The sequence below is a fragment of the Kitasatospora sp. NPDC056800 genome, assembly GCF_042789775.1.
Lineage (GTDB): Bacteria > Actinomycetota > Actinomycetes > Streptomycetales > Streptomycetaceae > Kitasatospora.
The window spans coordinates 1-11477 of sequence record NZ_JBHUAL010000261.1; the positions used below are offsets into that span (position 1 = coordinate 1).

General features: G+C 74.6%; 13 protein-coding genes. 8 read left to right on the forward strand and 5 right to left on the reverse strand.

The annotated features are described in order from the left end of the window. Positions 1-58 precede the first annotated feature (58 nt). Positions 59-1708, reverse strand: a complete 1650-nt coding sequence (locus ACFRQN_RS36785; protein ID WP_380744888.1) for a hypothetical protein — start codon at positions 1706-1708, stop codon at positions 59-61. Positions 1709-2001: 293 nt separating this feature from the next. On the opposite strand from ACFRQN_RS36785, the gene ACFRQN_RS36790 reads away from it, so the two are divergent. Then, the gene (locus tag ACFRQN_RS36790; protein ID WP_380744890.1) at positions 2002-3108 is read left to right on the forward strand and encodes an RCC1 domain-containing protein; all 1107 of its coding nucleotides are present in this window, start codon (positions 2002-2004) and stop codon (positions 3106-3108) included. Between the two features lie 33 nt (positions 3109-3141). Here ACFRQN_RS36790 and ACFRQN_RS36795 read toward each other — a convergent pair whose 3' ends face one another. Beyond that, a complete protein-coding gene (locus tag ACFRQN_RS36795) occupies positions 3142-3348 on the reverse strand; it encodes a cold-shock protein (RefSeq protein ID WP_380744905.1) in 207 nt (68 codons plus the stop codon). Between the two features lie 438 nt (positions 3349-3786). Here ACFRQN_RS36795 and ACFRQN_RS36800 point away from each other — a divergent pair, with 438 nt between their 5' ends. From ACFRQN_RS36800 to ACFRQN_RS36825, 6 genes are all read left to right on the forward strand, one after another. Further along, a complete protein-coding gene (locus ACFRQN_RS36800) occupies positions 3787-4287 on the forward strand; it encodes a peptidylprolyl isomerase (RefSeq protein ID WP_049650895.1) in 501 nt (166 codons plus the stop codon). Between the two features lie 154 nt (positions 4288-4441). Further along, the gene (locus ACFRQN_RS36805; RefSeq protein WP_380744893.1) at positions 4442-5119 is read left to right on the forward strand and encodes a GNAT family N-acetyltransferase; all 678 of its coding nucleotides are present in this window, start codon (positions 4442-4444) and stop codon (positions 5117-5119) included. A 130-nt stretch (positions 5120-5249) separates the two neighbouring features. Beyond that, on the forward strand, positions 5250-5990 hold the full coding sequence (locus ACFRQN_RS36810; RefSeq protein ID WP_380744895.1) for a DUF6193 family natural product biosynthesis protein: 741 nt from the start codon (positions 5250-5252) through the stop codon (positions 5988-5990). Between the two features lie 271 nt (positions 5991-6261). Then, entirely contained in the window at positions 6262-6750 is a 489-nt protein-coding gene (locus ACFRQN_RS36815) for a hypothetical protein (protein ID WP_079271797.1), read from the forward strand. A 226-nt stretch (positions 6751-6976) separates the two neighbouring features. Then, positions 6977-8086 (forward strand): hypothetical protein, encoded by a 1110-nt coding sequence (locus ACFRQN_RS36820; protein ID WP_380744898.1) that lies wholly within the window; start codon positions 6977-6979, stop codon positions 8084-8086. Positions 8087-8272: 186 nt separating this feature from the next. Next, on the forward strand, positions 8273-8527 hold the full coding sequence (locus tag ACFRQN_RS36825; protein ID WP_049650890.1) for a hypothetical protein: 255 nt from the start codon (positions 8273-8275) through the stop codon (positions 8525-8527). A gap of 246 nt (positions 8528-8773) precedes the next feature. Here ACFRQN_RS36825 and ACFRQN_RS36830 read toward each other — a convergent pair whose 3' ends face one another. The 3 genes from ACFRQN_RS36830 to ACFRQN_RS36840 all read right to left on the reverse strand — a co-directional run bounded on the left by ACFRQN_RS36830 (position 8774) and on the right by ACFRQN_RS36840 (position 10354). After that, a complete protein-coding gene (locus ACFRQN_RS36830; RefSeq protein WP_049650889.1) occupies positions 8774-9214 on the reverse strand; it encodes a GNAT family N-acetyltransferase in 441 nt (146 codons plus the stop codon). A gap of 17 nt (positions 9215-9231) precedes the next feature. Further along, entirely contained in the window at positions 9232-9618 is a 387-nt protein-coding gene (locus tag ACFRQN_RS36835; RefSeq protein ID WP_380744901.1) for a nuclear transport factor 2 family protein, read from the reverse strand. Positions 9619-9745: 127 nt separating this feature from the next. Continuing rightward, positions 9746-10354, reverse strand: a complete 609-nt coding sequence (locus ACFRQN_RS36840; protein ID WP_375874300.1) for a peptidase inhibitor family I36 protein — start codon at positions 10352-10354, stop codon at positions 9746-9748. Between the two features lie 309 nt (positions 10355-10663). On the opposite strand from ACFRQN_RS36840, the gene ACFRQN_RS36845 reads away from it, so the two are divergent. Continuing rightward, positions 10664-11446, forward strand: coding sequence for an alpha/beta hydrolase (locus tag ACFRQN_RS36845; RefSeq protein ID WP_380744903.1), 783 nt, complete (start codon positions 10664-10666; stop codon positions 11444-11446). The last annotated feature ends 31 nt before the right edge of the window (positions 11447-11477 follow it).

Below are 11477 nucleotides of genomic sequence, written 5' to 3' on the forward strand. Positions count from 1 at the left end.
CTCCGGCCCGAACACCGGAGGGCGGGAGGACGGACGCGTCCGGCCCCGCGCGCGTGCCTCAGATCGCGAGCGGGTCCGCGCACACCGCCAGGTCGTGGACCGTCGCCGCGAAGCGGGGCGCCACCGCGCCGGGGCCGAGGACGTCACGGGCCGCCGTCAGCAGCGCGTTGCGCAGCCGCCCGTGCGCGGCGAGGTAGCCGAGCTGGGTGAGCGCCGCCGACTGCAGCGCCCGCGCCCGCCGCTCCACCGGCGCCGGGACGGCCGACGGGATCGCGCAGGCACCGACCACCGGGTCCAGCAGCAGCACCGCCCGCGCGTAGTCCGGCACCGCGCCCCCGCCACCACCGCCCCCGCCGTCGTACGCGCGCTGCGCCGCGTCCACCGCCCGCCGCGCGCCGTCCTGTTCGGAGCCGTACCGTTCCGTGCCGTCCCGGTGCGCGCCGTCCGCGGCCGCGAGCTGCGCCCGGGCGGTGACGGCCGGCCGGGCGGCGCCCAGGGCGGTGCCGGTCAGGCGCGCCCACACCTCGCGCACGGTGCGGGAGGGGGTGTCCAGGTGGCCGGGGGCGGCGAGCAGCGGGGCGACGGCGCCCGCGTCGGGCAGGGCGCCGGCGGCGGCGCGGTGGGCGGCCAGCCACGCGGACACGTACGGGGCGCCCCACACCGGGTGCCCGTAGGCGCCGAGTCCGACCTCGGCCGGGGAGCCGAAGGCGGCGGCGGTGGCGTCCAGCAGTTCGGCGCGGGCCGGGCCGGGGGCGCCGAGCAGTCCGGCGCCGGCCAGGTACACGGCGCGGTGCGCGGGCAGGTAGAGGTTCAGTTCGGCGGGGGAGGCGTGCCCGCCCGCGGGCCGCAGGACCATCCGCACCCCGGCGGCCTCGACCGCGTACAGGCCCTCCTGCCAGGGGATCCCGGTCCAGGCGGGCCAGTGGGCCCGGGGCGTCGGGGCGGACAGCGGGCCGCCGACGGTGTCGGTGGGGGCGAGGAAGTCCGGCCGGCCGGTGGAGACGGTGCGGCCGAGGTCGGAGCCGGCCAGGGCGAGCGGGCCGATGCCGAGCCGGGTGCCGTAGGCGTAGTCGACGAGGCGGGCCTGCCGGGCGCCCTCGGTGACCTGGCGCAGCACCGCGTCGGCGAGGAACCCGTCGGGCGCGTACACCGCGAGGTCGGCGGGCGGTCCGGCGGGCAGGCCGGTGCGGGATCCGGTGAACAGCCCACGCACGCCGCCGAAGTGGTCCACCCCGCTCTGGGTGTGGACCACGGCCCGCACCGGGCGGGTGTCCCCGGTGGTGGAGCGGTACAGGGCCAGGGCGGCGCGGGCCGTCTCGTACGAGCCGAGCGGGTCGATCACCAGCAGGGCGCGGGGGCCGGTGACGACGGTCAGGTTGGCGAGGTCGAAGCCGCGTACCTGGTAGAGGCCGTCGGCGACCCGGAACAGGCCCGAGGGGAGAGCGAGTCGGCCCTGGCGGCGCAGCGCCGCCGCCACCGGGGAGTCGGCGTCGGCGGGGGTGTCGGAGGTGTGGAAGTCGAAGGCGTGGAAGTGCCAGACCGCCTCCTCGCCGTCCAGGGACGGCAGGGCCCGGTAGGGCGGGGCGGCGAGCAGGCCGCGTTGGGCGTTCTCGAAGTCGGCCGGGGCGTCGGGGAGTTCCTTGGCGCCGGCCAGGTTCCGTCGCGTGACGTACGCGGTCGGCTCCATGGGCACGAAGGTGTCGGCCACGGGCTTGCCCTCCTCAAGGCGTGACGGTCTCCGCGCGCTGCCCCGCGCGCGGAGACCGCCGACACTAGGGGTGACGGGCCGTATACACAACGGCAGGGGTGTGTGGAATGCGTGCGGGGTCGCGGCCGGTGCCCGGGTGCGGGGGTCCATCACCCGTTCGGGTGGCCGCGTGGCGGCTTCCGGTGCGGGCGGCGGGCGCGTGGGTAGCGTCGGGCCATGATCGCGGACTCGTCAACCGTCCTGACGTGTCGACGATTTGACTTATTGTCACATCAGTTAAGAGGCATCGTCGCATGGCAGAGAAGCGCCTGAAGTCCTGGGGCAACAACCGCTCCGGCCAGCTCGGGGACGGCACCTGGGCCGACCTCCGCACCACGGCCACCACCGTCCTCGGGCTCACCAGCGCCGAGGTGGTGAAGATCGCCGCCGGCGGCGCCGGTGCGAGCCTCGGGTACGGGCTGGCCCTGCTGACGGACCGTACGGTGCAGTCCTGGGGCGTCAACGGCTCGGGCCAGCTCGGCGACGGCACCGTGTTCAGCCACAACGCCCCCGGCCAGGTGGTCGACGTCTCCGACGCCACCGACATCGCGGCCGGCGGCGCGCACAGCCTCGCCCTGCTCGCCGACGGCACCGTGGTGGCCTGGGGGCAGAACACCCACGGCCAGCTCGGCAACGGGACGAACTCCGACAGCGGCGTCCCGGTCCGGGTCGAGGGCCTGCACAAGGTCGTCGCCATCGCCGCCGGCCTCCACCACAGCCTGGCGCTGCGGGAGGACGGCACCGTGTGGGCCTGGGGCTACAACGGCAACGGCCAGCTGGGCGACGGGACTTCGGCGAGTCGCGGCCTCCCGGCGCCGGTCAGCGGCCTGACCGGCGTGAGCCGGATCGCCGCCGGGGCCGGCCACAACCTCGTCCTGGTCGGCAAGCCGGGCGCCGGCGCCTCGGTGAAGGCCTGGGGCTACAACGCCACCGGCCAGCTCGGCGACAACACCACCATCAACCGCTTCACCCCGGTCGCCACCCGGCCGACCTGGTCGGGCGGCGTCTCGCAGATCGCGGCCGGCTGCAACCACAGCATGGCCGTGGTCGACGACGACAGCCGCCTCAAGGCCTGGGGCCAGAACACCGCCGGCCAGCTCGGCGACGGCACCACCGTCTTCCGCGTCCTGCCCGTCACCGTCCCCGGCCTGACGGACGTCCGCCTGGTGGCCGCCGGCCGGGAGCACACCGTGGCGCTGTCGGGCACCAGCACCGTGCACTCCTGGGGCAGCAACGGCTCCGGCCAGCTCGGCGACGGCACCACCACCGACAGCTGCACCCCGGTGCCCACCCTCACCGCGCTCACCGGCATCGACAAGATCGCCGCACCGGTGGGCGGCGACTTCAGCCTCGCCAACTGAGGCCCCGGGCGGGCGGCGTGGCGGGTTTCGTGCTCAGAGCGGGATGACGTCGACGGCCTGCGGCCCCTTGGGCCCTTGCTCCACCTGGTACTCCACCCGCTCGCCCTCCGTCAGGCTCCGGAACCCGCCCCCGATGATGCTCGAGTAGTGGACGAAGACGTCCGGGCCGGGGATGTCCGGCGTGATGAAGCCGAACCCCTTCGCGGCGTTGAACCACTTCACGGTGCCGAAGTTGACCAGGGCCCGGCGGCCCTCCGCCGCCACCGGGCCGGGCGCGGACCGGTCCGCGGTCGCCTGCGCGGGGGTCGCCTGTGCGGGGGTCGCCTGCGTCGGGGTCGCCCGCGTCAGGGTCGCCTGTGCCGGGGCTGCCTGTGCCGGGGCGCAGAGCGCGATCAGGGCCGCGAGGGCGAGGAGCGGCACGCACACCACGGCCGTCACGCGGCCGCGGACAAGGGAGAGAGGGGACATCGCGCACTTCCTGACGGGACGTAGTCGATCGCCCACTCACAGTGCGGGCGGGGGCCGTTCTCCCGCAAGTCCCCGGAGCGGGAAGTCGGCCCGGCCGACTTCCCGCGTCCCGGCGCCACGACGGGAACCTCAGCAGCCCCGGCCGCCCCTCCTGCCACAATGCGCGGTGAGCGTTCTCGTAGCCGCCACCATGCAGACAGTGAGGTCATCATGTCGAAGGTCAAACTGAGTACCAACCACGGCGACATCGTCCTGCGCCTCGACGCGGAGAAGGCCCCGGCGACGGTGGAGAACTTCCTCCGGTACGTCACGGACGGCTTCTACGACGGGACGGTCTTCCACCGGGTCATCGACAACTTCATGGTCCAGGGCGGCGGGATGGAGCCCGGACTGAAGCGGAAGGAGACCCGCGCGCCCATCGAGAACGAGGCCGACAACGGCCTGAAGAACGTCAAGTACTCGGTGGCGATGGCCCGCACGGGGGACCCGCACTCGGCCACCGCCCAGTTCTTCATCAACGTCGCCGACAACGACTTCCTCAACCACAGCGGCAAGAACCCCCAGGGCTGGGGCTACGCCGTCTTCGGCGAGGTGGTCGAGGGCCAGGAGGTCGTGGACGCCATCAGGGCCGTCGCCACGGGCTCCAGGGCCGGCCACCAGGACGTCCCCAAGGAGGACGTGGTCCTGGTGAAGGCCGAGGTCGTCGAGTAGGGCGGACGAGCGGGCGGGGAGCGGTCGGGAGTGGGAAGTCGGCCCGGCCGACTTCCCACTGCGCGCGGCGCGCCGGAGCAGGGCCGGGAAAGCCCGGAGGCCGGAACGCGGAAATCCGGATGACCGCAGCCGCCACCGCCCCCGACAATGGCGCATGCTGACCGACCACTGGCCGCTACTGGGCCTGCGCCTGCGCACCCCCCGCCTCGAACTGCGCCTGCCCGCCGACGACGAACTCGCCGCCCTGGCCGACCTCGCCGCCCAAGGCGTCCACGAACCGGACCGGATGCCCTTCATCGTCCCGTGGACCGACCTCCCCCCGGCCCAGCGAGCCCGCTCCGTGGTCCAGCACCACTGGCTGCGCCTGGGCAACTGGTCCCCGGACGACTGGGCGCTGAACCTGGCCGTCTTCGAGAACGGCCGGGTCGTCGGCCTGCAGACCGTCGCCGCCCGCGACTTCGCCGTCCTGCGGCAGGCCTCCACCGGCTCCTGGCTCGGCGTGCGGCACCAGCGGCAGGGCATCGGCACCGAGATGCGCGCCGCCGTCCTGCACCTGGCCTTCGCGGGCCTGGGCGCGACGGAGGCGGTGTCGGGCGCCTTCGAGGACAACCCCTCCTCGTACGCCGTGTCGCGCAAGCACGGCTACGAACCCGACGGCGTCGACCGCCACCTGGTCCGCGGGCGCGGCGTGACGGAGCGGCGGCTGAGGCTCACCCGGGAGCGCTGGCAGGCACGGCGCGAGGTCCCCGTCACCGTCGACGGACTGGCGCCCTGCCTGCCGCTGTTCGGCCTGCCGGGCGACCGCGGCGAGGGCACTTCAGGCCCCGCGTGAGTGGGGCCTTTGGGGCGGTACGGTCAGGCGATGTACACGCTGCCGCCGAACCGCACGACCACCCGCGGCTGTCCGTTCACTCGTCCGTGAGCACCGGAAAGCGGCGCCGAGGCCTGGCAGACTCGACCGCATGCCCGAACAGACCCCCGTCCCGGCAGCGGACGAGGACGACGCCCTGCGCCCCTACGCGGCCCACTACCCCGACGTGGCGCGGGCCGGGTCGCTGCTGAACGCCCTTCGGGCACACGCCGATCGGGCGGGGCTCCGGCTCGGGGGCGAGCCGGCCGCCGAGCCGGGCCTGGGCCGGACGGCGGCGCGGGTGACCACCGGGGACCGGTCGACACGGGTCGGGATGACGGCGAGGGAGCGCGGCTTCGACGTCGGCTGCTGGGCGGGCGGAGTCCACCTGGCCACCGGCAGCACCGGCGACCTCGCCGAGGCCGCCGGGGCGGTGGCCACCTGGCAGGCGGGGGCCCGCCTCGCCGAACTCCTCGCGCGGTGGCCCTTCCTGCGGACCTGGGAACTGGCCGAGGCCCACGAACGGGGCGACGCCGTGCCGGTCCGGTGGCGCCGACTGCGCGAGTCCGCCACGCACGAGCGCCGACACGAAACCGGCCTGCGGGAACTCGTCGAGGCGGCCCACGCGCAGCCACGCCTGCGGGCCCTGTCGCCGGGCCGGAGCATGTACTGGCTCACCTTCAGCCGCCGGGCGGCGCCGCCGCTCTCCTACGACCTGCCGAGGGTCGCGCCACTCGGCGACGGCCGCTACCGGGTGCGGTTCGACGACGGGCGGCTGCAGGACGTCGACGGCGCGGAGGCGGCCGTCGCGGCGGTCGTCGACGCCCTGCCCGACGACGCCGTGCCCTCCTGAGCCGCCGACCGCTACGAGTTCCTGGCCGCACGCGAGCGCCGTCGTCAACTACCGGGCCGGGCCGGGCCGCCCCGCCCCGCGTGCTGCGGCAAGGCGGGCGCGGGGCCTCCCGGGTGCGCGAACACCATGCGCGTCGACAAACGATGAACCGCACATGTCACGGCGTTCACCGCGCCGTCCACCGTTCGTTGACCGGCCGGCCGGATCGTTCACCACGGCGCGGAACACAGCCCGCGCACCCCACCCACGACCCACGGAATCGAGGGAGACCATGCGTATCTCCGCACGTACCGCCGCGCTCGCCGCGGTGACCGCCATCGGGCTCGGCACCATCGCCACCGGCACCGCCCAGGCCGCCCCGGCCCCCGCCCAGGCCGCCCTCTCGGCCGCCCGCAGCACCACGGTCCACCTGCACAACGGCACCGGCTGCACGCTCAACCGCACCGACTACTCGCTGTCCCACGGCATCTGGACCCAGGGCCAGGAGCCGCCGCAGTGGCTGGGCAACACCGGGGACGCCGTCTTCCAGTCGGAGAGCAACGGCTTCATGACCGGCACCGAGGGCTCGGTGACGTTCCAGGCGTCCAACTGCGAGGAGGGCTGGCGCAACGGCGCAACCGTCAGGCTGCACTGGAACAACCCCTACACCGGCTCCAACGGCTACGACGACAACGGCACCACCCAGGGCATGTTCCGCACGACCCGCGACAGCGGCTCCGGCAACAACGCCGACGTCTACTGGGGCGCCTGGAAGGCCTGACCCGGCCCCCGGGCACCGCCGATCGCACCGCTGCGCCGCCCACCCGGCGCAGGCGCGCGAAGGACGGTGCCCCGTGGCTCGATGCCGAACGGCCCGGACAGCCCGGGCCGTTCGGCACCCGGAGCGGCCGGGCCGCTCCCGGTGACGAACGGGGCCGCTCCGGAAACCCGCTTGGCCGGCCGCCCCTGAGCTGCGAGGATGCCTCCGTTTCCCAGACGGAGGACAGTTGTTCGTTTTTGTGTGCGCGGGGTGCGGGGCCGAGCTGACCACCGCACTGTTCCGAGTCGCCCTGCCCGTCCACGCCCACCAGAAGTACGGAAACGGGCTCCAACTCCCCGTGCTGATGGAACCCGGCACGTTCGCCGTGGACCCGGAGCCCTGGGGGCCGCCTTGGCGGCGGTGGGAGGAGGTCCGTCCCGACGAGGCGGCCGCCCGCGGCATCCACGCGCCGGTCCCCGCCCTGTCCGACGGTGCGCCCGGCGCGGTCGTCATCGCCCCGGGGGACGCGCGCAACACCCTGCTGATCCCGGAGGGGCGCGGCGGCTCCTGCTGCGGCCTCGACGGTGCCGACGGCCCCAACACGGCCTGTGCGGCCTGCGGCCGGCCGGTGGCGAGCCGGGTCGACGACTGCTCGCTCTGGCAGACGGTGTGGCTCGCGCCGGACGCCGTGCGTCGCCTCCCCGTCGACGGAGAGCCCGTCGCGCCGCTGTCCTGGACGGAGGCGGTGGCGGAGGGGAAGGGCACGCCCCCGTTCGAGCCGATCGCCACGTGGGGCGGCCCGCGGCTGGGGTCGGGCCACTTCTGGTCGTGGAGCCCGCAGTGGGAGGCCGCGGCCGGCCGGGCCCTCGCCCACCTGCTGGCGGCCTCGGAACGCCGTCCGGTGACCGTCCCGCACGGCCTGGCCGCGGAGGTGTTCCAACGCGCCCTCGACGCCCTGCTGCCCGCGGGCCCGTCGCCGCGCCGCGCCGTCCTGGCCGGACCGGGACTGCCCGCCCCCGACAGCGGGGCCGACATCCTCCTCGTACCGACCCACCCCCGGACGGGAGAAGCCTGGGCCCCGCCCGCTCAGGCCTCCCACGCGTACCCGGTGCCGCTGCCGGTCGGGGTGTGGCGGTGGCTGGCCTTCCCCGAGCCGCACCTGCCCGTCCCCGCGTCGGGCGGCATGCCCGACGGCGTCCTGCGCGACGACCCGCCCGCTCCGCGCGCCCGTTACCCCTTCCGGGCCGACGCGGGCGTGTTCCGGCACACCCTGGCCCGGCTGCCGGCCGCCCGCAGCCCGTGGCTGCGGGAGATCCTGGAGAACCTCACCCAGTACGTGCGCGCGGGCCTCTTCTGACCGCCGTCCGGGCCGTCACGTTCCGAAGCCGGATGACGCGGGCCGCACTGGGCCCGGATCGGGAGGCCGGCCGGTGTCCTTTCCCCACCACGGGCGTTGAACGGGCGGGCGTCATGGGGGCGCCCTTTCCGACAGCCGTTGCCGCGACCGGCCGACCCGGTGCGGTGACCGGGAAAGGAGACGAGCATGGCCACGTACAACACGGAGATCTACACGGGCGGCGGGGGCTGGCAGGCGGACGAGCCCCTCACCCTCAACATCGCCAACCGTGGGCAGGCCGTCGGTGACGGCACCCCCTCGACGGGGACCACGGTCACCTGGACCAGCCCCGACGCGGGGGCGGGCAACGTCACCTTCTTCGACGACGGCAACAGCTTCCGGGGCACGGCCCAGTTCCCGGGCGAGGGTCCCGTCGAGTACCGGGGCTCCCTGGCCGACTGACCGGCGACCGCGCAGGCCCCTGGCCCGGACGGACCCTCGCGCCGGTGAGCGCGAGGGTCCGCCATCCGGTTCCGTCCCGCTCCGGTCCCGCGACGAGGCGCTGCCACGGCGTCCCGCCCGCTGCTCCGCGCTCCGATCCCCCTGGTGGCCAAGGCCGGAGGCGGGTCGGCGCCGACGCCGCCGTCCCGGTGGGGCGGGGGAGGAGTAGGAAGTCGACTGGGCCGACTTCATACTCCAGAGCGCCGTTCAGCGGCGCGCGCGTTCGTGGTGGACGAGGCCGGCGCTCGTGCAGGTGGGGGTGAAGCCGGCCTTGGCGAGGACCCGGCCGGAGGCGGGGTTGGCCTCTCGGTGGACGGCGAGCACCCGGGCGGGCAGGCCGTCGCCGGTGAGGAACTGCCGTACGGCGGCGGTGGCGTGGCCGCTGCCCCGGGCGTCCTCGCGCACGACGTAGCTGAGCCGGCCGGTGCCGCGGCCGGGGTCGAGCCGGAGCCGGACGACGCCGAGCAGGTCCCCGCCCACCTCGATGCCGCGGACGAGGAGCCCGGGGTCCGTGGCGGCCTCGCGGACGTAGGCGAGGGCCTGGACGCCGGTCATCGCGCCGAACCACACATCCGTGGCGGACCCGTCGGCGTGGATGCGGCGAACCGACTCGGCGTCGCCGTCGGCCAGTTCACGCAGTCGCAGCACCGGAGCGGGCCGCCGTATCAGGCGAAGACGAGGCGGAAGACCTGGTTGTAGATGAAGAAGCCGCCCGGCTGGCCGGGGATCGGCTGCAGGTTGAAGGTCTCGGTGAACTGCATCGGCTTGTCGAAGGCGTTGTCGACGGCGAGGTTGCCGGTCACCAGGACCAGGACGCCGCCGCCCGGGGCGGGCTGGGCGTCGGAGGAGGCGATCTGGTGCTTGACGACGGCGAGTTCGGGCTTGTTGATCGTCTCGATGATGCCCGCCTGCCCCTGGACCTGCTTGCCCTCCCAGGTGAGCATCGACTCGGGGCGGTAGAGGCCCGCCAGGTTGTTGCGGGTGGCGATGCCGCCGTCGAAGGTCGCGTAGTAGTGCTGGGTGAACGAGTTCGCGATGCCGTTGAAGTCCATGGGCCGGAACGTAGCAACGCGATCGTGCCGAGCACCCGCAGTGGACCGTTCTTGTCGTGCTCCGGTCGCCTGTGTGGTAGCGAGTGGGAAGTCGGCCTGGCCGACTTCCCACTCCGGCGCGGCCGTTCTAGCAGGGGCTGAGCCAGTAGACCCAGCCCCAGGGGGCCGCGCGGTCCTCGCTGTAGCCGCCGGGCGAGGTCCAGCCGACGTTGCCGTCGGCGCCGTAGAACCTGGCGTACAGCGTGGACCGCTGGTTGTTGATCCACGATCCGGTCCCGGTCCAGTAGATGCGGACCGGGTAGTTGCAGGTGAACAGGCGCAGTTCCTCGCCCGTGAAGTTCGTGCCGCTGTACGCGCACACGTAGGTGTACGGGCAGCCCGAGGACAGGGCGGGGGAGTCGCCCTTGGCGGCGAGGTCGCGGGCCCGCTCCTCCCCGGGCAGCGGGAGCAGCAGCTCGCCGCCGGGCAGGGCGATCTTGTTGACGGCCACCTGGCTCGCCCCGGGGGTCTTGGCGAGGTAGTCGTCGACCCGGTCCTGCAGGCTCCTGGCCTGGGCACCGCTCAGCCCCAGGTCCCGGGCCTGCGCCGAGAAGCCGGCCTGGCCGGCGCCCGAGCCGCCAGCGCCGGTGGCGGCGGACGCGGCCGGGGCGACGCACACCGCCAGGGCGGCCGCGACGGCGAAGGGCACCGCGAGCAGACGCTTCTTCATGGTTCCCGCTTTCAGGCGTTTCAGCATGAAACCTCCTTGTAGGGGTCCTTCGGAAGCCCATCCTGTCCGGGCGCGGAAGCGGCGGTCTTGTAGGAATGCGTACGGCCGCTTGGCACCAGGGCGCCTGGAGCCGTGATCACGTGGCCGGGAAAAAGGGTTGGACGGGACGAGGCCCGGGCTTGTAGCTTGCAGTCGACCGTGACACCGCCCGAGGAGGTGAGACCCATGACCGCAGTACCGATATGGGTGCTCCCCTTGGGGTTCACGGCCGGCGACTGACGCAGGGTGTCGCCGGGAGCGCCGCGATGAGCAGGCAACTCCCGAAAGGCCACACCGATGCACTCTTCCCAGCCCCTTCACTTCACCGCAGAGTCCACGGCGGACGGCATGACCGAACGCGACTTCACCGTGGGCGGCGTCCCCGGCGTGCTCTGGTCACCCGCCTCCCCTGCCACCGGCACCGGTCGCGCACCCCTGGTCCTGATGGGCCACGGCGGCGGCGCCCACAAGAAGCACCCCTCCATGGCGGGCCGGGCGCGGCTCCTGGCGGCCGGCTGCGGCTTCCACGTCGCCGTCCTCGACGCACCCGGTCACGGCGACCGGCCGCGCAGCGCGCAGGACGAGGCGGACATCGCCGAACTGCGCGCGGCGCAGGCGGCGGGCGAGCCGGAAGGCCCGGTCGTCGTCCGCTACAACGCCCGCCTGGCCGAGCTCGCCGTACCCGAGTGGCAGGCGGCCCTGGACGCCCTCCAGGAGCTGCCGGAGATCGGCGCCGACGGGCCGGTGGGCTACGTCGGCATCGCCATGGGCACCGCGCTCGGCGTGCCGCTGGTGGCGGCCGAGCCCAGGATCACGGCCGCGGTCTTCGGGCTGATGTGGCCCGACGCCCTGGTCGAGCAGGCGCGGCGGATCACCGTCCCGATCGAGTTCGCCATGCAGTGGGACGACGAGCGCATCCCGCGCGAGGCCGCCCTCGCACTGTTCGACGCCTTCGCCTCGACGGAGAAGACACTGCACGCCAACGCGGGCAAGCACTTCGACTTCCCCAGGTCCGAGGCCGACAGCGCGGCCCGCTTCCTCACCCGGCACCTCGGCCGGACGGCCACCTCGCCGGCGTGACGTGCGCGGTCGCGGCGCCCGGCGTGCCGGC